The sequence below is a fragment of the Flavobacterium sp. KH_035 genome (assembly GCF_057839565.1).
In genome coordinates, this window is the sequence record NZ_CM174492.1 from 1,077,668 (window position 1) to 1,098,433 (window position 20,766).

Here is a 20,766-nt window from a genome sequence, read left to right on the forward strand (position 1 = left end):
AATTCAGGTATAAAGTTTTGTTATAGTTCAATTGTTATTTGCGAAACTTTATTTGATATGGATAAGTCTCATAGATCGTATTGTCTACATTGATCGAAAAACCTTTGGCTGCATCTTCTCCTGCCACACCAACCAAAGCGACGACTTCTTCTCTTGGTTTCCCTTGTTTCAGCCAGCAAATGGCTTTATAATATTTTACATCCGAAAATTCAGGATATACTTTGAGCGCTTTATCAAAAATAACAAGTGCTTCGTCCCATTTTTTGAGCTCGTATTTGGCAATTCCCTGATAAAAATACGCTGTAGGGTGTTCTAATTGTTCTCTGTTTTTATAAATGTCATTTACATAATCGTCAAACAGCTTTTCGGCTTTATCGTATTCATTCAATTGCAAATAACAAAGCCCTATATAAAAACTATAGGTATGATCCATTACATAACTGTTTCCGTAAAGTTTAATACATTCTTCAAAATCAACAATCGCACTTTTATACGTTTTCGCAAAAATACATTTTATAAAAGCCCGGTAAGGAAGCCATTCTTGTTTATTATAACGAACGGCTTTATCCAGAAAAGGCATTCCGACTTCATATTTCTTGCATTTAAAATACGGCATTGCTTTTTGTTGCCACAGATAAGCTATTGTGCTATCTTTTTTTAGACCTTCGTCGATGCAATTTTGCCATTCTGACATTTGAAAAGTATAATTGTACTTATAAGCACAACTGTCTAAGTATTTGACCTGAATAGCATCCTGAGCTTTATTTTTGGATACTTGTGCAAAAGAGATAATCGAAAAAAAGAAACTGAATCCTAAAATAATGCTTTTCAAAGGTTATTGTTTTAAATTAAATTTATTTGGAAGAAAAATCACTCTAAATAACGCTTTTATAAATGGCACTTTAGGACACTTTAAAATAACTTTAACATCCTCGATCAAAGTAGTTTCTTCGTCCAAGAATTTAAAGATCAAAGACGGATTTCCTTTTTTGAATAATGACGAAAAAATACTGCTTCCCAATTCATTATGACGATATAGAATATCCAAAAGCAGTAAATCATAAAACCAGAATCTGCTTTTTTTATGAAAGGCACTTAATTTTAGCGACGTTGAAGAATTAAGAAAGTTTACTAATTCAGATGATTTTTTATCCGAATTTCTAAAAGTATAGCCCGTACTTGCTTTCGTCCAGCCTCCGGCTGTTCCAATATTCAAAACGCGTTTGGTGTTTTTCTTCCAAAACGGATAAGCGGTCATTGGGATACTTCCCTGCTCCTTTTCCAGAATTTCGTATGGATGAACTCCTAACTTCTCCAGATAAATCTGAATTTCATTTTCGTACTCTTCCTTAGAAAGTAAAATTTCAGAAAATAGTGTGTATTCTACCAGAGCTTCGGTTTTTGAAAGAGGCAGAACATACATAAAGCGCGTATTTTGTTTTTGTTCGACCGAGAAATCCATAAAAGTGGCTTGCTGCGGATTGAAGACTTCCTTTTCAGTTTTCACAAACCATCCTGTAAAATGCTGCTGCAAAACAGGATATTTCGTTTGACTTAATGCAAAAGATGAAGTATAAATACTATTGAACAGCTGATTACAGGTATATCTGTTCTCTTCTGTTCCAATAAAAACATGGATTTCAAGTTCGTTAATATCGGTTACTTTTTCATTTAAAAAAGTAATATTGGAATGTTTCGAGAGTTCTTCAAAAACAAAATTATAAAAGTCTAATCCCCGAATTTGACTGTATTGATAAGGATTCAGGTTTAAATCACGCTTGAAATTTTCATCAGCAAACAAGGCAGAATCCCATTTTTTTAAAACAATCGGATTCCAAATCGTTTCATGATTGACCCAAAAGCACCAGGTTCGGTCATTTGTCTTTTTTACATCCTGATCCAGTAATAAAACCGATTTGTTTGAAAAGTTCCCTGACAACGCCATTTTGTAAACGGTCATCAAAGCCGCTAAACCTGTACCGGTAAAAATGTAATCGAAGTGTTTGATTTGCGAAGAATTCATTTTCAAAAATAAGAAATTTTATTCTTGCAGCTTTTCTAAAATCAGTTTAAAATCGGCAGGATTAAGGGAGTTACTGTACTGCAGAACGATCTCCTTCTTTTCATTCAAAACACATAAAACCGGATATACAATTTGATTGTTGATGGTTCCGAGCTGCAAAGCTAGCTCATGAACTCCAACATTGTTACCTGTAGGTTTGTATTTAAAAATCTGATTGTTAAAAGTAATCTCTCGCTTTTCTTCGGCATTAAAATCGACGAAATAAAAATCAGAATTTAGTTTTTCAATGATTTCCTGATTTTTGAAGGTTGTCGATTTCATTCTTTGACAATACTGGCACCAATCGGTATGAATAAAAACAATGATTTTCCGTTTTTGAGTTTGCTGTAAAGCATCTACCTCCTCAAAAGTTCTGCTTTTTAACTGGCAGAAACCTGTTGAAGTTATTCCGAAGAAGAAAATAAGTAGAAATAGCTTTTTCATTGTTTTGTTTTTTTCAACAGATTTTAAAGGATTGCTCTTTTGCCACGAATTCACGAATTAAATTGTAAATCTTTATCTAAAAAAAGTGGTGATTCGTGAATTCGTGGCGAATAAAAAAACTTTTATTGATCTGTGAATCATAAATTTACCTAAAAGTATATCGCAATCCCAAAAAGCCGCGAATAGTTTGATTTTGTCCGTAAACATAAGTGGTATCAAAAGTCAAACCGTACGGATTATCAGGTGTAACCAGTACTTTTCCCGCCGAATCATACTGCACATTTTTATCAAACGGATCATTGGTTCTCGAAATCAAAAACGGATTATTCTGCTTTGGAGTAAAGTTCAATAGGTTTTTTACTCCTCCGTAAAGTTCGAAATTCTTCCAGCCCGTATAGCTAAATTGAATATTCTGAATGCTGTACCAGGGCGAATTTGGATTTCTAGGATCGTATTCGTTCAATAAAGGCAATTTCATTGGGCTGTAAACATTTCCGGTATAATCCAGTAATAAATTCCAAGGTTCTATTTTGTAAGATACACTCCAGGTTCCGGTAAATCTTTCGGTTAAAAAGGGTCTTTGTGAAATTCCGTCCTGAACATTTTTATTGTCTAAAACAGTCGCTCCAAGAATAAACTTTAAACCATTGGTGAAATTAACATCAACATTCGTACTGATTCCCTGACTGATAGCATATCCATCAATATTGTCATAAATGATTTTATTGGGATCGGTTTCATAATCTGAAATGATTTTATTACTGAAACGGGTATAAAAAGCTGTTGTTTCAATTCCCATAAAAGTACCATTGCCAAAGTTTATTTTCTGAATATAATTCAAATTTACGTTTACTGATTTCTCCGGTTTTAAATTATTCTGAATCACAACATCTCGCGATCCTGTTAGGGCAGCATGATCTTCTGTAAACAAATTGACAACCCTAAATCCTGTTCCGGCATTTAATCGGAAGATCTTATTATCATTTGCTTTAAAACGATACGCAAATCTGGGTGTAAAGATAGAACCGTGAATGGAGTTATAATCGTATCGTGCTCCCAGTAAAACCTGACTCTTCGGCGAAAACGTGATCTCATCCTGAACAAAAATTCCCGGTAGCCAAGTGCTTTCGGCCTCTTTTGTTGCCGGTGTATTGTCGTTGTAATATGAATATCGAGTCGCAATTCCGGCAAGGAAATCATTTCTGCCTAACTTTTTATCCCAGGTCAATTGCAGGAAACCTATTTTTTGATTCGCGATATACGATGTTGTTCCGTAGCGACTGTCCTGATAATGCACATTTCCGGAGAACGAAAGCATCAGTTTCTCTTCAAAAGGCAATTGATAACTTCCTATTAATTCTCCTCTTTTGGTATAAATACTTTCACCATAAATTTCGTCACCACCACGGTATTTTTTCTCCCAACGAACGTCTCCACCCCAGCGATCTTCATACATACCTCGTGCTGCGATGGTAAACAGACGATTATTATTACGATGAAAACTCCATTTATTAAAAACCGAAATCCTTTTAGAAAGTGTCACATCTGTAAAATTATCTTTGTCTTTATCGATAACCTGATCGTAGTTGAAATAATTAACCCCTACAAGTGATGTCGCTTTTTTTCCGGCATTAAACTTCATTCCTAAATCAAGATTATTTTCAAAATAGGTAGTTGTAAAGTAATCCACAGAAAAAACCGGAGCATTCGTTGGATTTTTAGTAATAATATTGATTAATCCTCCAACAGCCTCACTTCCGTAAAGAGAAGAAGCCGGACCTTTTACAATTTCTATTCTTTCAACCAAAGAATTCGGAATTCCGGACAAGCCATAAACTGTCGAAAGACTGCTGACTATTGGCATCCCGTCGATTAAAACCAAAGTATACGGTCCTTCCAAACCGTTTATATGGATATCTCCAGTATTACAAACCCCGCAATTTAGCTGCGGCCTGACTCCGTTTATATTCTGAAGCGCTTCATAAATACTGGGTGTTGGATTCTTTTTAAAGAAAACCGGCGAATAAACCTCAACGGGAACGGCACTTTCCAGACGTTTTACTGCTTTTAAGGTTCCTGAAACAACCACTTCATTCAATTGATTGTCTGTATCCTCCAATTCAAGATCATACGATTGACTAGCGCCCTTCGTAACCTCAATTTTCCTTTTTAAAGTCTGAAAACCTACCAGCGAAACCTGAAGTGTATAATTTCCAACCGGAACATTTTCGAAGTTGTAATATCCCAAACTATCCGTAACCGCTCTGTATTTTGTTCCTGCTAAATGTACGTTTGCCAACTGTAACTGATGGCCGTCACCGGAGATAATTCCCGAAACAGAACTGGTTTCCTGAGCAAATGAAAACTGTAAACAAAATAAAAGCAGTATCAAAAATAGTTTTTTCATTATTATAAAATTAAATTTAGACAAAACTAAAAATTAAATTTGACAAATATTGTTTCTAAAGCAAAAAACTTTCAAATAGACTTTAATTCAATGTTTTGCGGGGGTTTTACTGACATCAAAAAAAGAGTTAGTCTCTTTCCTTTTTAAAGCAGATTAATCAAATTTTGTTCTTGCAAACGGAGACAGGCCCTATAACTTAATGTAAGATGAAATGCCTTTTGACAAGCTATACTAACACTGTCTCTATGTTTTTACCAAAAAATTATTTTAGACAAATGATTCGTCAATGAGTTCTTTATTGATCGAAGCCCCTGCGAAAGATCCGGAAGAAACCGCCATCGCAACGGATCTTGCCTGAATATGGCAATCGCCACTGGCAAAAACTCCCGGAATTGTGGTTTTTTGAAGTGCATCTACTTTCAGCAACCCTTGCTCGGTCAATTCGCAGCCTAAAGATTCCGGTAGCGGACAATGTTGTTCGAAAGGCGACTTATAGTAAATCGCTTTCACTTCAATTTTGGATTGATTTTTAAAACCAATATGCTGAATATATCCGATCTCCTGCTCTACAACCGCAATTTCATCTTCTATAATTTGAATTTTATGTTCTTGTAAAATCCGGGATTGGTATAAAGTAAAAGCTGATTTTCCGTTGGTAAGTATTCTTAAATCGGTGGTCCAGTTCGAGATAAGTTTCGCATATTCAAAGCCCATATCGCCATTAGCAATGATCGCCGTTTTTTCTTTTTTAACTTCATACCCGTGACAATATGGACAATGTAAAATCGAAATTCCCCAACACTCCGCAAAACCATCAATTTTAGGAAGAAGGTCTCTTACTCCCGTTGCGAATAATACCTTTTTGGAAGTAAACACTTTTCCGGATTCTGTTTTGATCTCAAATCCACTTTCAGTTTGAATTGCGCAAATTACCAATCCATTATAAAACTTAACCGTGTCGTAAAAGTCTACCTGTACCTTGGCTTTCGCCGAAATAACTGCAGGTTTCTCCCCATCATGTGTTATAAAATTATGCGAATGTGGTGTTTGTCGGTTACAAGGCAAACCACTATCGATAACCAAAACCTGTCGTAAAGAACGTCCCAAACTCATTGCTGCCGAAAGCCCGCTATAACTACCTCCAATAATTATAACCTCATATTTAGTGTTGTGTATCATGATTTACTATTTTAAAAAGTTCGGGGAATTGGAAAAAGATCGTTTTTTGGAAAAAAGCCATCCTGAAAGTCTACAATTTCATCTGCGGTACAAAGACACTTTTTCAGTTCGCTGAGAATTTCAGTCTCTTTTATTTTCTGACCAATAAAAACAAGTTCGTTGAGTCTGTCACCAAAATTAGAAGTCCACCGCTCCTCGATAATATCCTGAAATTCAACAAAATTATTAAAAGTCATTCGTTCGCTTAGTGGCATACTCGCCCACCAGACTCCGGCTCCTTCGGCTTTCATCGATCCGCCGGCCTGGCTCCAATTTATGGCTTGTTCCGGTCGGGATGCCATCCATAATAATCCCTTACTCCGAATGATGTTGGCAGGAAAATTGGATGTAATAAAATCCCATAATCGATTGGGATGAAAAGGTCGCGGATCTCTAAACACAAAAGAATTAATTCCGTACTCCTCTGTTTCAGGTGTATGAATTCCTTCTAACTCCCTAATCCAACCCGCTGAATTTTCGGCCTCTTCATAATTGAATAATGCTGTATTTATAATTTCGTTTGGATTTACTTTTCCCAGAACCGAATTAATTATTTTCGCCACAGGATTAATTTTTTTTATAAAAGCGCTCAGAAACTCTAATGATTTTGCACTAATAAGATCTGTTTTATTCAAAACAATTACATTGGCAAATTCTACCTGATCTACCAAAAGATTGACTATTGTTCGATTGTCATTTTCAATATTGGATACGTTTTGCTCCTGCAATGTTTTAGCGGAACCAAAATCTTTAAAAAAGTTAAAACTATCCACAACGGTAACCATCGTATCGATAAAACTAAACCTGGACAAATCAATATTCTCCTCTTCATTCACAAAAGAAAATGTTTGGGCTACCGGAATGGGTTCACTAATACCGGTACTTTCAATAAGCAGGTAATCAAATCTGTTTTCTTTTGCCAGTTTTTCGACTTCAAGCATCAAATCTTCCCGCAGGGTACAGCAAATACAACCGTTTGTCATTTCTACCAATTTTTCCTCCGTTCTGGATAAAGTGTGTTCGTTCTTTACAAGTTGTGCATCAATATTAATTTCGCTCATGTCATTAACAATCACGGCAACTTTCAATCCTTCTTTGTTGTGAAGAATATGATTGAGGAGTGTCGTTTTTCCTGCGCCAAGAAATCCGCTTAATACGGTTACGGGTAGTTTTTTCATTTTTAAGCGTGTTTATGGTTTTTATAATTCAGCAGATGTCCGATAATCATTCCGATACCACCTACGAAAATCAGATCTAGATGAATATCCAATATCATTTCACTCAGAATACTGATCCAAATCAGGGACATTGATAAAATCAGAATTGTTGCTACTAACAGACTTGATTTTTTAATAATTTTGAGAACTGCAACCAAACCTATGGAAACAAAGATCAAATCGATAAAAGGATTATGACTTAAACCCAAAGGCAAAATAGTAAGGAGTGGAAATACGAGGCAATGAACCAGGCAAATGGTAGCACTTGAGATTCCTAATATATCGTAAAAAGGTGTCGTTGTTTTCTTCATTTTCAGTACATTTGCTTAATGCAATTTTGTTGCAAATATATAACTTTATTTTAAACGCAACATTGTTGCGTTAATATTTTTTAATGCTCTAAAAATGAAAACAACAAGAAATACAGCAGCAAAGACAGCCGTTCTCGAGATTTTTGACAAATCTAAGACAGCCTTATCCCATACAGAAATTCACAAACAAACGGAGGATTTATGCGATCGCGTGACGATCTACAGAATATTAGACCGACTGGTAAATGATGATATTGTACATAAAATCGTAAATCTGGACGGGACTGTAAAATATGCCAAATGCCACCATCATGCCCAAAGAGTACACATTCACAATCACGCTCATTTCAGCTGTGAAAAATGTTTAGAGGTAACTTGTCTGGAGAATGTAAAACCGAGTTACATCATTCCGCACAATTATAAAGTAAATGATATAAACTTCACCTTGTCAGGATTATGTCCGAATTGTTTGAATTCAAACATTTAAGTTTTAGACTTGTCTAAAAATATTGTTGTGCGAATATAATTTATCCCTATATTTGTTCAAACAACATTTTTACAATGACCAAATCTTTAGAAGAAGTTCACCAATCGGTTGCAACACAGCATAAAAAAACAGGTTTCAGAAAAATATTAGCTTTTTTAGGTCCGGCATACCTCGTAAGTGTAGGCTATATGGATCCCGGAAACTGGGCGACAGATATCGCTGGAGGTAGTCAGTTTGGATATTCTTTACTTTGGGTTTTACTGATGAGTAATTTAATGGCTCTGTTGCTTCAGAGCTTAAGCGCAAGACTGGGAATCGTGACACAACGTGATTTGGCCCAGGCATCTCGAGAGACCTATTCTAAATTCATCAATTACATTTTATATTTTTTAGCCGAAATCGCCATTGCGGCCTGTGATCTTGCCGAAGTTTTGGGAATGGCAATTGGAATTAATCTCCTTTTTGACATTCCGTTGATCGAAGGAGTTTTAATCACAGTATTAGACACTTTCTTGTTATTATTCCTGATCAACAAAGGAATCCGAAAAATGGAGGCTTTTATTATTGTACTCGTTGCGATCATAGGCTTCTCTTTTATATTCGAAATGATTTTTGCTGAACCTGAACTGGATAAAGTTATTTATGGCTTAGTACCTTCAATTCCAAGTTCTGCTGCTTTGTATATTGCGATTGGAATTATTGGTGCAACGGTCATGCCCCACAATTTATACTTGCATTCTTCACTGGTACAAACCCGAAAATTCGACAGAACTCCCGCCGGAATTAAACAGGCGCTGAAATACAACTTTATAGATTCGACCATCGCCCTAAACCTTGCCTTTTTTGTAAACGCCGCCATTCTTATTCTGGCAGCAGCCACCTTTTACAAAAACGGTATGTTTGAAGTGGCTGAAATTCAGGATGCGCACAAATTCCTTGAACCTTTACTTGGAACCAAATGGGCTCCTATTTTATTTGCGGTTGCCTTAATTGCGGCCGGACAAAGCTCAACCGTGACCGGAACTTTAGCCGGACAAATTGTAATGGAAGGATATTTGAATTTACGCATCCAGCCTTGGGTTCGCAGAATTATAACACGACTAATCGCTATTGTACCTGCCGTTGTGGTGATTTTAATTTATGGCGAAAGCGTAACCGGAAAACTATTGATTCTTAGTCAGGTTATTCTAAGTTTGCAACTGGGTTTTGCGATTATTCCGCTGATTCATTTTGTGAGTGATAAAACTAAAATGAAAGGATTTCACATCTCCAAAACGACACAAGTTGCGGCATGGATCATCGCTTCGATTATCGTAACCTTAAATGCAAAACTAGTGTATGACGAAATCACGTCATGGCTTGAAAATTCAAATAATTCGATGGTTCTTTGGTTTACGGTTGTTCCACTTGCCTTTGGATTCCTTGCTTTGCTGCTTTATATCATATTCAAACCTTTTGTTGCCAGAGTAAAATCAAATATCGAAAATCATTCACCACATCATTTAAAACTAGTCTATACGCCAAAGGAAAGCTATGGTAAGAAAAACATAGCCATTACTGTAGATTTTTCTAAGGCCGATGAAGCTGCACTCAACAATGCCTTTGAACTGGGCGGAATAGACGCACAATACACCTTAATTCACATTGTTGAAACTGTTGGGGCTTTGATGTACGGAGGCAATGTTGACGACCATGAAACAACTATTGACGAAAAATTATTGTCAGAGTATCAGCAGATGCTCTCCTTAAAAGGTTTCAAAATCAAAACCGAACTTGGTTTCGGAAAACCAAACAGTGTGATTCCGAACATCATCAATGTGGGTAATTTTGATATTCTGGTAATGGGAACTCACGGTCACACCGGTCTAAAAGATATTTTGTTTGGTACAACTGTCGATAAATTGAGACATAAAATTTCTATACCTTTGTTAATTGTTAAATAAAGCCGCTAAGGTTCTAAGCTGCTAAGGTTATCAGGTTTTCTTTTAGAGTCCTTTAACTTAGCAACTCAGAACCTCAGAACCTTAGAACCTCAAAAAAAATGACTTTTTCAGAAGAAAACTATCTTAAATCCATATACCATCTTACAGCTTCGAACGATACTGAGGTCAGCACGAATGCTATTGCCGAAATGATGGAAACCAAAGCTTCATCAGTCACGGATATGCTTAAAAAGTTATCAGAGAAAGATTTGGTGAATTACAAAAAGTATCAAGGAGTTTCATTGACCGAAAACGGGAAACTAGCCGCCAAAATGATTGTTAGAAAACACCGTTTGTGGGAAGTTTTTTTAGTCGAAAAACTAAATTTTTCCTGGGATGAAGTTCACGATATTGCCGAACAACTGGAACACATCAAGTCCGAGCAACTCATTAACCGCCTGGATGATTTTCTGGGAAACCCTACAGAAGATCCGCACGGAGATCCAATTCCCGATGCAAATGGACGAATCGTCAAAATCGAGAAACAATTGCTTTCTGAATTAGCGGAATATCAAACCGGAGTTTGTGTGGGTGTAAAAGATACTTCCTCAGAGTTCTTAAAGTATCTGGACAAACAAGGCATTGCTTTAGGATCTAAAATTGAATTTTTATCGAAAGAATCGTTTGATTTATCCGTTAAAATTAAGGTTGATGGAAGGGAATTGTCTATTTCGAATAAAATTGCCTCTAACCTATTTGTAAAGCTGGTTTAGAGGTTTGTTATTCCTTAATGGATAAAGATTTTTTAGATCTCCATAAATGGGCCGAGTCTACGGCTCTCAATCTTGTGGGAATTTATCGTTTGGACGGATTAAAATCCGTCCAAACAAAAAATAACCATAACGATAAATATTATACTTTAAACAATCCCTTTCTCAATCATCTCCAGCATAACTAGCGATGCGTTCTTAAAAGTAGGTTCCTGCTCAATGATACTTCCCGCATTCTTTTTATTTACTTTGAAAGTAACATCATTATCTGTGGTAAACAAAAGTGCTGTCAAAAATGGTTTTTTGATATAAGAGCCTAAAACCAATAAAGCTTCATCCAGCGCATGAATGCTTTCAATTTCTTCCGTTTTATAACGAGTCGTTAATGAAATAGAGAAGGTATTGTCTTCATTTAAAACTAAACGAAAATAAATATTCTTAATCTCGGTATCTCCCATTGTTTTGGCCAAAGTCAATTTTGCGAAAGTTCCCGCCTGGATGCTTTCTTTAACTCGTTCACAAAAAAGGGCAAATATTGGTTCGTACATTTTTTTAAGGTTCTAAGGTTCTGAGATGTTGAGGTTCTAAGTCTTTTACCGCAAAGTTGGCTAAGATTTACACAAAGGACACAAGAAAAATTAAAAACTTGGCGAACCTTGCGTAAATCCTTGCGGTCTTAGCGGTTTTGAAAAAATTTATTTCCCGGTAAATTCAGCTTTACGTTTTTCTAAAAAGGCAGTTGTTCCTTCTTTAAAGTCTTGGGTTCCGAAACATTTTCCGAATGATTTTATCTCGGTATCAAAACCATTTTTACCATCTGTGAAATTCGCGTTTATAGCTTTTATAGCTTTAGCGATAGCAAAAGGAGCGTTTTTAATAATTTTTTGAGCAATTCCGGTAGTAAACTCTAAAAGTTCCACTTGTGCTACTACGTGATTTACTAAACCATATTGTTTGGCCTCTTCTGCAGAAATCATAGCGGCAGTCATAATCATTTCCATCGCACGTCCTTTTCCAACTAACTGTGGCAGGCGCTGTGTTCCCCCATAACCTGGAATCAATCCTAAAGTTACTTCCGGCAATCCCATTTTTGCATTGTCTGAAGCTACTCTAAAATGACATGCCATGGCCAATTCAAGTCCCCCACCAAGAGCAAAACCATTAACGGCTGCAATTACAGGTTTTTTCAAATTTTCAATCAAATCAAATAATGTTTCCTGTCCTTCAGCAGCTAATTGTGCTCCTTCTACAATGGTATAATTCGCAAATTCTGAAATATCGGCTCCGGCAACAAATGCTTTCTCGCCACTTCCGGTGATAATGATAACACGAACATCATCATTTTTACCTAACAATTTTACTGCTTTACTTAAATCACTGATAGTGGCTTTGTTTAATGCATTTAATTTGGTAGGTCTATTGATGGTTACGGTTGCAATTTTTTCTTCGATTGAGATTAAAAGATTTTCGTAGTTCATGATGCTTAATTTATGAGTTTGTTATCGGTAAAGAAACCCTAAATGTAGTTCCTTTTCCGTAAGTTGATTCAAAGGTAATTGTTCCTTTGTAATTTTCGATAATGTTTTTGATAATTCCGAGTCCCAGCCCCATCCCGCTTGTTTTCGTAGTAAATTTAGGTTCAAAGATTCTACTGATATCCTGTTTCTGAATTCCGATTCCGTTGTCTTTTACCGCAATTTCAACATTGTTGTTTCTGCGTTTCACCGTTACGACGATAGATTTATGAAACTGGCTTTCCGGAATTGCCTGAGTCGCATTTTTAACGAGATTGGTGATAACCCGTATCAATTGCGTACGATCCATTTTGGAAATAATTTCTTCTTCCTCACTTTCAAAAACAATATAATCTTCATTGAAAATATCTAACGAAAGTTCAACAACCTCCACCACATTTAAGGTTTCATTTTGTTGTGCCGGCATCGACGCAAAGTTCGAAAATGCCGAGGCCACTGCAGTCATGGTATCAATTTGCTGAATTAAAGTCTCTGAATAATCATTTAGCTTTTGCTTTACATCGGGCGCAGTGGGGTCAAACTTGCGTTGAAAACTCTGCACCGTTAATCGCATCGGGGTAAGCGGATTTTTAATTTCGTGTGCTACCTGTTTTGCCATTTCACGCCAGGCTTCTTCACGCTCGCTTTGGGCTAGTTTTATGGCACTGGTTTCCAGTTTGTCAACCATTCCGTTATAAGCCTTGATCAAAAAGTTAACCTCTTTGCTGTTTGCTTCTAAAACAATCTTTTCGTTTTTCTGGTCCAGATTTGTTTCTTCCAGTTTATCCGAAATTGTTTTTAGTGATTTTGTAATATAAGTCGATAAAAAATAAGCGAGTCCAAAAGCGACAATCAGCATAAAGGAATACACCTGACTTAAACGAATCAAAAAGGTATTCAGCTCATTGTCGTAATAGCCGTCGTCTTCTAAATATGGAAGATTCAAAATTCCGAGAGGCTTGAACTTTTCATCTTTAATCAAACTATAAGAGGATCTGTTTTTAACTCCATCAATCGTTTTAATATCTACAAAACGTTTTTCGATCGAAGACCGCACTAATTTCAGGATGTATTCCGGAATTGGCGGCGCTACTTTATCAACCGCAAAAGACTCCTTTGAGGATTTCAGTAGTTTCCCATCCAGACTGTAAATGTTGATTTCGATTTTATGAATCTGAGCCAGTTCGTGTATTTTATCTTTAAAAATCAGATCCAGATTGGCCGTTTTTAAAGGATAGGTTGTGGTGGAAAGCACATAGTTAATGTGTTCTTTTACTGCATTTTCTTTACGTTCGAGACGCTCCTGATGGTACTCTTTTGCTTCGTTTTTAAACTGAATAATCGAAATAGAAGCCAATAAAAACGATGCCACAACAATCAATACAATCATCGACAGGAAAATCCTGACACGCAGCGAAAGCATCGACATTTTGAAGTTGTTAAACATATTTAGTTATTAGTGAAGAGTTATTAGTGAATAGTAAAAGTTTAAAAACTAATTACTAATCACTTTTTACTAATTACTTTTTTTCTCTTATTCTTTTATAAAATTTAAAGCCCAGCATAAGTAAGCCTGAAAATAGAATGATCCCAACTACGCCAAAAATCCAATTGAAAGCACTTTTTAAAACGACTAAGAAAACCACCGCAAAAAGTATAATTGTCGCACCTTCATTCCATAAACGCATATAGTTACTTGAATATTTTATCTCATCGTTTTGTAATTGCTTAAAAATCTGATGACATTTTAAATGGTACAAATACAAAAGAAAAACAAAACCTAATTTAATGTGCATCCATGGCATTTTGAGCCAGGCGTTTCCTAAATCGGTAAAAAACAACATCCAAAAAGCAAAAATACTTGCCAAAATTGCTGACGGCCATGTAATGATATACCACAATCTATAGCTCATTATTTTAAATTGTGCCTGCAAAATTTCCTTTTCAGGAGATGGTTTATCATTGGCTTCAATTTGATAAACAAACAAACGTACTATATTAAACAATCCTACAAACCAGGTTAGTACGAAAATAATATGTAGTGATTTTAAGTAGTTATAATATTCCATATATTAAACATCAGTATTAGATTCTAATAATTTTTCAAACTCTTCTTCTGTTGGAAGATACTTAGCAATGTTTTCAGGTAATTGACGATAATTGTATGTAGCCACACCGATAGGTTTGTTTGCCATTTCTAAAGCATATTCTACGGTTAATTTACTTTTTGTTTTACAAAGCAATATTCCTATACTTTGGTTATCCTCAGGATATTTAATCGTTTTATCTAATAATTGCAAATACCAATTAAGTTGTTGACTATGTTCTGGTTTAAATTCAGAGGTTTTAAGCTCAATTGCTATCATTGACTTTAACTTTCTATGATAGAAAAGAATATCTACAAAATATTCCTTTTCATCAATTTCAAGTCTAAATTGCCTTCCCATAAAAGCGAAATCATTACCAAACTGTCCTAATGTTTTAGTAATATTATTGACAATTGCATTTTCTAATTCTCTTTCACTATGAATATCTTCCATATTCAAAAAGGACAAATTATATTCGTCCTTGAATTCTAAACGATATTCAATTAATTTATTTTCAGTTATTGTATTGGAAAAATTATTCTGAAATTTATTGTTTTTTGCAAAACTATCAAATTTTATTTCTTCTTCTAAAACAGCTCTACTCCAACCTCTTTCTTGACATTTTTGAAGATAAAAATTTCTTTTTTCAGAATCTTTTAATTTAGAGAAAATGACATTTGTATGACCCCAAGGAATTTTGGACACAGCTTGTGTCCAATTTAGATTATGTTCTACTTCTTCATATATAAGTTTCATTCGTCTTAAATTTCTCGAAGAAAACCCTTTAACTCCAAGATATTCACTTTGTAAATCCTTAGACAAATTATCAACAATACTTTCTCCCCAACCCGATTTCAATTTTTCTGAAAGAACTTTTCCAAAATCCAGATACATTAAAATGAGTTCAGTATTAACTATAGATAAACTTCTATATTGAGCAAGTTTTATTCTTTCTTTCAATAGAAGAAGCGTTTCTCTATAATTTACGGGTAAGTTTTCCATTGATAACTTTATTTAACCGAAGCCCAATCGTTAATCCAATTTCCAACTGTCTGGCACCACTCATCATCGTCATTCAAACACGGAATTGCTAAGAAATCCTCACCGCCATTTGCTTCAAAATCTTCTTTGGCACGCATTGCAATTTCCTCTAAAGTTTCTAAACAATCCGAAACGAAAGCTGGTGTTACAACGGCTAAATTCTTGATTCCTTTTGCTGGCATCTTATCAATTTTAACATCAGTATAAGGCTCCAGCCATTTGTCTCCTGCCAAACGTGACTGAAAAGTTAAGCTATACTTGTCTTCAGGAATCCCCAATAACTTCACAACTTGTCTGGTTGTTTCATAACACTGATGACGGTAGCAAAAATCATGTGCCGGTGAAGGTGTATTGCAACAAGATCCGTCAATTTTGCAATGTGATTTTGTCACATCGGTTTTACGAATATGACGTTCCGGAATTCCGTGGTATGAAAACAATAAATGATCATAATCAAAACCAACCAAATGTTTCTGAATAGAATCAGCCAGGTTTTTGATATAATCCGGTTTATTGTAAAACGCGGGAACATCAGTAAAAGTCATTTGTGGAAATTTCTTTTTACGAATTTCTTCTGCCTTTACTAAAATAGTCAAAGTAGAAGCCATCGCATATTGTGGGTATAAAGGGAAAAGCAATACCTCTGTAACACCTTTTTCATGTAATTCCTGAAGTCCTTTTTCGATCGTCATACTTCCGTAACGCATTGCTAAAGCAACAGGCACATTTACCAAAGGCTGAACCTTTTTTTGCATTCTTTCAGAAAGGACAACTAAAGGAGAACCTTCATCCCACCATATTTTCGCATAAGCATGTGCTGATTCTTCCGGTCTTTTTCTTAAAATAATACCACGAACCAACAAAGCTCTTAATAAATACGGAACGTCAATCACGTATTTATCCATTAAAAATTCGTCTAAGTATGGTTTTACATCTTTTGGTTCCGGACTTTCTGGAGATCCTAAGTTTACTAATAATACGCCTTTCATGTTTTTTACTTTAGGCTTTAAGCTCTGGGCTTTAAGCTTTTTATTTGATTTTAAAATTTTCGTCAAAAGTATTGTTTGTTACTTCTTAGAAATATGATAATTATTACTTTTTGTTTATTGTAAGATATCGAAAATCGATTTATTGAATAATACCTAAATAGATCAGACAGATCCTTTTTGGGTTAATTTGTGAATTACATCACAAAAAAACTAAACATTTGCATTAATCGACATCAGGTATTTTTTGGGAGTAGTGGCAAATTTTTTCTTGAATGCCGCTATAAAATGACTTCCTGTGCTATAACCGATTTTTAGTCCTACCTCATTTACGTTATAAGAACCGCTATCGAGCAGTTTTCGGGCAAAATCCATTTTATAATCAAACAGAAATCCATAAACCGTATCGCCGTAGATTTGTTTGAAACCCATTTTTAGTTTCTTCAGGTTCAAACCAATTTCATCGGCCAGTTCCTGCAAACCCGGAGGTTCAGCCATATTTGCAATGATAATTTCTTTGGCTCGTCTTATTTTTAAAACGTTATCCTCGTCAATCAAAAACGGACATTGTTCTGCATTTGGATCTTCGGTTCTGTTAAAATACAGACTCAGCAATTCATATCCTTTTCCTTTATAATAAAGGTTTTTTATTGACGGATGTAGGTTGTAATGAAACAGCTGACTCAGAACAATAGCCATAGAGGGACTAATATTTCCTTCGTTGTAATATTTTTTGTCCTTATTATCAGGACTTAAAAAAGTAATATAATCTGCTTCGGCAGAAAACAACGCGTGAAATTTTTTGATCGATACGATTACTGAAATGACCCAGGAATTTGGAGAAAGTTCTAAATTCAATGGTAATTCTTTCTGCGGATTGTACAAAAGCAACGATTTTTCTTCCTTCAATTCTAAGGCATAACTCCCCTGATTGAATAAAAATTTGGCATTGCCCTTTATTCCGAAATGAAACTGTATCAGACCACTACCTACTTCGTGCTGCCCCAAAAAGAGCTCTGAACTGTCGTTTTGAAAACGGATCAGCGTAAAGTCATCTTCGATTTTTATAATTTCCTGAGAACTCATAGCGATATTTTTTTGAAACAAAAATTAGTGTAAATGGAAAATGTTATTTAGAATCACTCTAAACAAAACATTTCTAACAACTTGATTTTGCTACAAAAATACTTCTTTTTGCATAAAAACAGTTGTTTAGAAACAAAAAAACATGTAGCGATACAAAAAGTACTTTCAGCGTTACTTTTGTAAACACTATAATGATAATTTTGTTGCACTTTTATGAAAGTGAATTTATGGAAAACAATAACGTACCGAAACACCTTTATTTTTATTCAGTTGGTCTGAGTTATAAAAAAGCTGATGCTGAGGTCAGAGGTCAATTTAGTTTGGATGCAATTGCCAAAACACGTTTGCTGGAACAAGCTAAAAATGAGGGAATAGAAAGTTTAATTGTCACTTCGACCTGCAACAGAACCGAGATCTACGGTTTTGCAGAACATCCTTTTCAATTAATAAAATTAATTTGCGACAATAGTAACGGATCTGTTGATGCTTTTCAAAAAGTAGGATTCGTTTATAAAAATCAGGAAGCAATTAATCATATGTTTCGCGTAGGAACTGGCCTTGACAGTCAGATCTTAGGTGACTTTGAAATTATTTCTCAAATCAAAACCAGTTTTACTCATTCGAAATCAATGGGTTTAGCCAATGCTTTTTTGGAAAGACTGGTAAACGCCGTGATTCAGGCGAGTAAAAAAATCAAGAACGAAACAGAAATCAGTTCCGGAGCCACTTCCGTTTCTTTTGCATCGGTACAATACATTCTTAAAAATGTAGAAGATATCGGAAACAAAAACATTTTGCTTTTCGGAACGGGAAAAATAGGTAGAAATACTTGCGAAAACTTAGTAAAACATACTAAAAATGAGCACATCACCTTAATCAATCGTACCAAAGACAAGGCAGAGAAACTAGCCGGAAAACTAAATCTGATTGTTAAGGATTATTCTGAATTACATCTTGAACTTCAAAAAGCTGACGTGGTAGTTGTTGCAACTGGTGCTCAGAATCCAACGGTAGACAAAGCAATCCTGAATCTTAAAAAACCTTTGTTGATTTTAGATTTATCCATTCCGAAAAACGTTAATGAAAACGTGGAGGAATTAGAAGGTGTGACCTTGATTCATATGGATTATTTGTCGCAATTGACGGATGAAACGCTGGAAAACAGAAAACTTCATATTCCTGCTGCCGAAGCTATTATTGAAGAAGTTAAAGAAGAATTTATAACCTGGACAAAAGGCCGCAAATTCGCCCCTACTATTAATGCTTTAAAAGAAAAACTAAATGCGATTAAAAACTCGGAATTAGATTTTCAAAGCAGAAAAATTGCTGATTTCAATGAAGAACAGGCTGAAATTATCAGTAACCGAATCATTCAGAAAATCACTACTCATTTTGCCAATCACTTAAAGGATGACGATACCATGGTTGATGAAAGCATTGAATGGATCGAGAAAGTCTTTAAGATAAAAGCATCTTAAATAAAATTTAAACCATCTAAGTTATATAAGTTCATTTAATAAAACTGATGTTTTTACGCAAACTGGTTAAATTTACTTATATAACTTATATGGTTCAAGAAACAAAAAATGGCAGAAAAAACAATCAGAATTGGAACTCGCGATAGCGAATTGGCACTTTGGCAGGCACATACTGTCGAGAAAAAACTAAACGATCTGGGGTATAAAACCGAGATTATAGCTGTAAAATCTACAGGTGATATTATACTTGACAAACCTCTTTACGAACTTGGAATCACGGGAATTTTCACCAAAACTTTAGATGTTGCCATGATTAATGGCGATGTAGATATTGCCGTCCATTCAATGAAAGATGTACCAACTGCATTACCAAAGGGTATTGTTCAGGCGGCAGTTTTAGAAAGAGCCAATGTTCTCGATATTTTAGTTCACAAAGGAAATCCTGATTTTGCTAATCCAAGTACAATTGCAACCGGAAGTTTGCGTCGTCAGGCACAATGGTTCAACAAATATCCTAACCATACGGTTGTTGATTTACGCGGAAATGTAAATACCCGTATGCAAAAACTGCAGGACAACAACTGGGACGGGGCTGTTTTTGCTGCTGCAGGTTTGGAGCGCATCAACTTAAAACCAGAAAATTTTATCGATTTAGACTGGATGATTCCTGCACCGGCACAAGGAGCGATGATGGTTGTCGCAATGGAAAACGATAATTATGCTTTAGAGGCTTTGTCACAATTAAATGATATTGAAACGGAGATTTGTACTTACATCGAACGTCAGTTTTTAAGAACTTTAGAGGGTGGCTGTACAGCACCAATCGGAGCTTTGGTTCGTTATAACGAAAACGAGGATACACTTCACTTTCAGGGAATTTTACTTTCAGTTGACGGAAAACAGAAACTGGAAATCAACAAGACCGTTGAAATTGGAGAGTGGAAAAAATTAGGATTCTTCGCTGCTCAGGAAATCCTTAACAACGGCGGAACAGAATTGATGCAGACTATTAAAGAATCTCTGAAAAAGTAATGAGTAAATCAATTCAAATATTATCTACAAAAAAGCTCTCGACTGAACAAAAGCAAGCCTTAGCAACTGCTAATCTTGAAGTTATTGAAGTTGATTTTATTCAAACCGAGAACAAACCTTTCGAAATAAAAGACCTCAACGATAATTTAATCTTCACGAGTCAGAATGCGGTTCACAGTATTCTATCGCATCCCAAATCAGAAGAGCTGAAAAATAAAAATGTATTTTGTGTCGGATTAAAAACGAAGATCCTTTTATCTGAAAACGGATTCAATGTTGTCGCTTACACCGGATATGCCGCAGATTTAGCCGAAATCATTACTTTAATCTATCGAAGCGAAAGTTATACTTTTTTCAGCGGAAACCTGCGTAGAGAAACGTTACCGAAAGCCTTGAAAGATGCTGAGATAAAATTCAATGAAATTCAAGTTTATGACACTTCATTGACTCCTCAGAAAATAAAAACTGCTGTTGATGCTATTTTATTCTACAGTCCTTCTGGCGTTGAAAGTTATCTGAAAGAGAATACCATTAAAAAGGAAACCTGCTTTTGCATTGGAGAAACCACTGCTGAAGCTTTACATAAAATTACCAAAAACATTGTTATTGCAGATCAGCCAACGGTTGAAGATGTCATTGAAGATGTTTTGCAAGAATATAAATAATCACTGTATGCTTTAAGCTTTAGGCTGTAAGCAAACACA

General features: G+C 35.4%; 20 protein-coding genes. 6 read left to right on the plus strand and 14 right to left on the minus strand.

Annotated elements, in window-relative coordinates:
• Window positions 1–34: 34 nt before the first annotated feature.
• The 7 genes from AC3IS6_RS04765 to AC3IS6_RS04795 all read right to left on the minus strand — a co-directional run bounded on the left by AC3IS6_RS04765 (window position 35) and on the right by AC3IS6_RS04795 (window position 7,659).
• On the minus strand, window positions 35–832 hold the full coding sequence (locus AC3IS6_RS04765) for a tetratricopeptide repeat protein (protein ID WP_489163906.1): 798 nt from the start codon (window positions 830–832) through the stop codon (window positions 35–37).
• A gap of 3 nt (window positions 833–835) precedes the next feature.
• Window positions 836–2,023, minus strand: coding sequence for a lycopene cyclase family protein (locus AC3IS6_RS04770; RefSeq protein WP_489163907.1), 1,188 nt, complete (start codon window positions 2,021–2,023; stop codon window positions 836–838).
• An 18-nt stretch (window positions 2,024–2,041) separates the two neighbouring features.
• Window positions 2,042–2,506, minus strand: a complete 465-nt coding sequence (locus AC3IS6_RS04775) for a thioredoxin family protein (protein WP_489163908.1) — start codon at window positions 2,504–2,506, stop codon at window positions 2,042–2,044.
• Between the two features lie 145 nt (window positions 2,507–2,651).
• Window positions 2,652–4,913 carry a TonB-dependent receptor gene (locus AC3IS6_RS04780; protein WP_489163909.1) on the minus strand — a complete coding sequence of 754 codons (2,262 nt, stop codon included), beginning with the start codon at window positions 4,911–4,913 and terminating at the stop codon, window positions 2,652–2,654.
• Window positions 4,914–5,180: 267 nt separating this feature from the next.
• Window positions 5,181–6,092 (minus strand): NAD(P)/FAD-dependent oxidoreductase, encoded by a 912-nt coding sequence (locus AC3IS6_RS04785; protein WP_489163910.1) that lies wholly within the window; start codon window positions 6,090–6,092, stop codon window positions 5,181–5,183.
• Window positions 6,093–6,103: 11 nt separating this feature from the next.
• Window positions 6,104–7,309 (minus strand): GTP-binding protein, encoded by a 1,206-nt coding sequence (locus AC3IS6_RS04790; RefSeq protein ID WP_489163911.1) that lies wholly within the window; start codon window positions 7,307–7,309, stop codon window positions 6,104–6,106.
• A 2-nt stretch (window positions 7,310–7,311) separates the two neighbouring features.
• Window positions 7,312–7,659 (minus strand): MerC domain-containing protein, encoded by a 348-nt coding sequence (locus tag AC3IS6_RS04795; RefSeq protein ID WP_489163912.1) that lies wholly within the window; start codon window positions 7,657–7,659, stop codon window positions 7,312–7,314.
• Between the two features lie 94 nt (window positions 7,660–7,753).
• On the opposite strand from AC3IS6_RS04795, the gene AC3IS6_RS04800 reads away from it, so the two are divergent.
• The 3 genes from AC3IS6_RS04800 to AC3IS6_RS04810 all read left to right on the plus strand — a co-directional run bounded on the left by AC3IS6_RS04800 (window position 7,754) and on the right by AC3IS6_RS04810 (window position 10,841).
• Window positions 7,754–8,146, plus strand: coding sequence for a Fur family transcriptional regulator (locus tag AC3IS6_RS04800; RefSeq protein WP_489163913.1), 393 nt, complete (start codon window positions 7,754–7,756; stop codon window positions 8,144–8,146).
• Window positions 8,147–8,220: 74 nt separating this feature from the next.
• On the plus strand, window positions 8,221–10,089 hold the full coding sequence (locus AC3IS6_RS04805) for an Nramp family divalent metal transporter (RefSeq protein WP_489163914.1): 1,869 nt from the start codon (window positions 8,221–8,223) through the stop codon (window positions 10,087–10,089).
• Window positions 10,090–10,187: 98 nt separating this feature from the next.
• On the plus strand, window positions 10,188–10,841 hold the full coding sequence (locus tag AC3IS6_RS04810) for a metal-dependent transcriptional regulator (protein WP_489163915.1): 654 nt from the start codon (window positions 10,188–10,190) through the stop codon (window positions 10,839–10,841).
• Window positions 10,842–10,987: 146 nt separating this feature from the next.
• Here AC3IS6_RS04810 and AC3IS6_RS04815 read toward each other — a convergent pair whose 3' ends face one another.
• The 7 genes from AC3IS6_RS04815 to AC3IS6_RS04845 all read right to left on the minus strand — a co-directional run bounded on the left by AC3IS6_RS04815 (window position 10,988) and on the right by AC3IS6_RS04845 (window position 17,552).
• Window positions 10,988–11,386: a hypothetical protein gene (locus tag AC3IS6_RS04815; protein WP_489163916.1), complete on the minus strand. Its 399-nt coding sequence runs from the start codon at window positions 11,384–11,386 to the stop codon at window positions 10,988–10,990.
• A gap of 147 nt (window positions 11,387–11,533) precedes the next feature.
• On the minus strand, window positions 11,534–12,316 hold the full coding sequence (locus AC3IS6_RS04820) for an enoyl-CoA hydratase/isomerase family protein (protein WP_489163917.1): 783 nt from the start codon (window positions 12,314–12,316) through the stop codon (window positions 11,534–11,536).
• Window positions 12,317–12,326: 10 nt separating this feature from the next.
• A complete protein-coding gene (locus AC3IS6_RS04825; protein ID WP_264526368.1) occupies window positions 12,327–13,742 on the minus strand; it encodes an ATP-binding protein in 1,416 nt (471 codons plus the stop codon).
• 130 nt (window positions 13,743–13,872) lie between these two features.
• Complete coding sequence (locus AC3IS6_RS04830) at window positions 13,873–14,421, minus strand: CopD family protein (protein ID WP_489163918.1); 549 nt, start codon at window positions 14,419–14,421, stop codon at window positions 13,873–13,875.
• A 3-nt stretch (window positions 14,422–14,424) separates the two neighbouring features.
• Entirely contained in the window at window positions 14,425–15,441 is a 1,017-nt protein-coding gene (locus AC3IS6_RS04835) for a PDDEXK nuclease domain-containing protein (RefSeq protein ID WP_489163919.1), read from the minus strand.
• An 8-nt stretch (window positions 15,442–15,449) separates the two neighbouring features.
• A complete protein-coding gene (gene hemH / locus AC3IS6_RS04840) occupies window positions 15,450–16,469 on the minus strand; it encodes a ferrochelatase (protein ID WP_489163920.1) in 1,020 nt (339 codons plus the stop codon).
• Window positions 16,470–16,679: 210 nt separating this feature from the next.
• Window positions 16,680–17,552, minus strand: a complete 873-nt coding sequence (locus AC3IS6_RS04845) for an AraC family transcriptional regulator (RefSeq protein ID WP_173964474.1) — start codon at window positions 17,550–17,552, stop codon at window positions 16,680–16,682.
• A gap of 227 nt (window positions 17,553–17,779) precedes the next feature.
• On the opposite strand from AC3IS6_RS04845, the gene hemA reads away from it, so the two are divergent.
• The 3 genes from hemA (at window position 17,780) to AC3IS6_RS04860 (ending at window position 20,727) form a co-directional block, all read left to right on the plus strand.
• Window positions 17,780–19,030, plus strand: a complete 1,251-nt coding sequence (gene hemA / locus AC3IS6_RS04850; RefSeq protein WP_489163921.1) for a glutamyl-tRNA reductase — start codon at window positions 17,780–17,782, stop codon at window positions 19,028–19,030.
• Between the two features lie 108 nt (window positions 19,031–19,138).
• Entirely contained in the window at window positions 19,139–20,062 is a 924-nt protein-coding gene (gene hemC, locus AC3IS6_RS04855; RefSeq protein ID WP_489163922.1) for a hydroxymethylbilane synthase, read from the plus strand.
• Window positions 20,062–20,727, plus strand: coding sequence for a uroporphyrinogen-III synthase (locus AC3IS6_RS04860; protein ID WP_489163923.1), 666 nt, complete (start codon window positions 20,062–20,064; stop codon window positions 20,725–20,727). Before hemC ends, AC3IS6_RS04860 begins: the two co-directional genes overlap by 1 nt.
• The last annotated feature ends 39 nt before the right edge of the window (window positions 20,728–20,766 follow it).

What these genes read in the sequence shown, in the direction of transcription:
- AC3IS6_RS04805 (WP_489163914.1), top strand. Translation starts at nt 8,221, where the DNA reads ATGACCAAATCTTTAGAAGAAGTTCACCAATCGGTTGCAACACAGCAT.
- AC3IS6_RS04785 (WP_489163910.1), bottom strand. Translation starts at nt 6,092, where the DNA reads ATGATACACAACACTAAATATGAGGTTATAATTATTGGAGGTAGTTAT.
- AC3IS6_RS04795 (WP_489163912.1), bottom strand. Translation starts at nt 7,659, where the DNA reads ATGAAGAAAACAACGACACCTTTTTACGATATATTAGGAATCTCAAGT.
- hemA (WP_489163921.1), top strand. Translation starts at nt 17,780, where the DNA reads ATGGAAAACAATAACGTACCGAAACACCTTTATTTTTATTCAGTTGGT.
- hemC (WP_489163922.1), top strand. Translation starts at nt 19,139, where the DNA reads ATGGCAGAAAAAACAATCAGAATTGGAACTCGCGATAGCGAATTGGCA.
- AC3IS6_RS04835 (WP_489163919.1), bottom strand. Translation starts at nt 15,441, where the DNA reads ATGGAAAACTTACCCGTAAATTATAGAGAAACGCTTCTTCTATTGAAA.
- AC3IS6_RS04825 (WP_264526368.1), bottom strand. Translation starts at nt 13,742, where the DNA reads ATGATTGTATTGATTGTTGTGGCATCGTTTTTATTGGCTTCTATTTCG.
- AC3IS6_RS04845 (WP_173964474.1), bottom strand. Translation starts at nt 17,552, where the DNA reads ATGAGTTCTCAGGAAATTATAAAAATCGAAGATGACTTTACGCTGATC.
- AC3IS6_RS04820 (WP_489163917.1), bottom strand. Translation starts at nt 12,316, where the DNA reads ATGAACTACGAAAATCTTTTAATCTCAATCGAAGAAAAAATTGCAACC.
- AC3IS6_RS04775 (WP_489163908.1), bottom strand. Translation starts at nt 2,506, where the DNA reads ATGAAAAAGCTATTTCTACTTATTTTCTTCTTCGGAATAACTTCAACA.
- AC3IS6_RS04815 (WP_489163916.1), bottom strand. Translation starts at nt 11,386, where the DNA reads ATGTACGAACCAATATTTGCCCTTTTTTGTGAACGAGTTAAAGAAAGC.
- AC3IS6_RS04810 (WP_489163915.1), top strand. Translation starts at nt 10,188, where the DNA reads ATGACTTTTTCAGAAGAAAACTATCTTAAATCCATATACCATCTTACA.
- hemH (WP_489163920.1), bottom strand. Translation starts at nt 16,469, where the DNA reads ATGAAAGGCGTATTATTAGTAAACTTAGGATCTCCAGAAAGTCCGGAA.
- AC3IS6_RS04800 (WP_489163913.1), top strand. Translation starts at nt 7,754, where the DNA reads ATGAAAACAACAAGAAATACAGCAGCAAAGACAGCCGTTCTCGAGATT.
- AC3IS6_RS04860 (WP_489163923.1), top strand. Translation starts at nt 20,062, where the DNA reads ATGAGTAAATCAATTCAAATATTATCTACAAAAAAGCTCTCGACTGAA.
- AC3IS6_RS04830 (WP_489163918.1), bottom strand. Translation starts at nt 14,421, where the DNA reads ATGGAATATTATAACTACTTAAAATCACTACATATTATTTTCGTACTA.
- AC3IS6_RS04780 (WP_489163909.1), bottom strand. Translation starts at nt 4,913, where the DNA reads ATGAAAAAACTATTTTTGATACTGCTTTTATTTTGTTTACAGTTTTCA.
- AC3IS6_RS04770 (WP_489163907.1), bottom strand. Translation starts at nt 2,023, where the DNA reads ATGAATTCTTCGCAAATCAAACACTTCGATTACATTTTTACCGGTACA.
- AC3IS6_RS04790 (WP_489163911.1), bottom strand. Translation starts at nt 7,309, where the DNA reads ATGAAAAAACTACCCGTAACCGTATTAAGCGGATTTCTTGGCGCAGGA.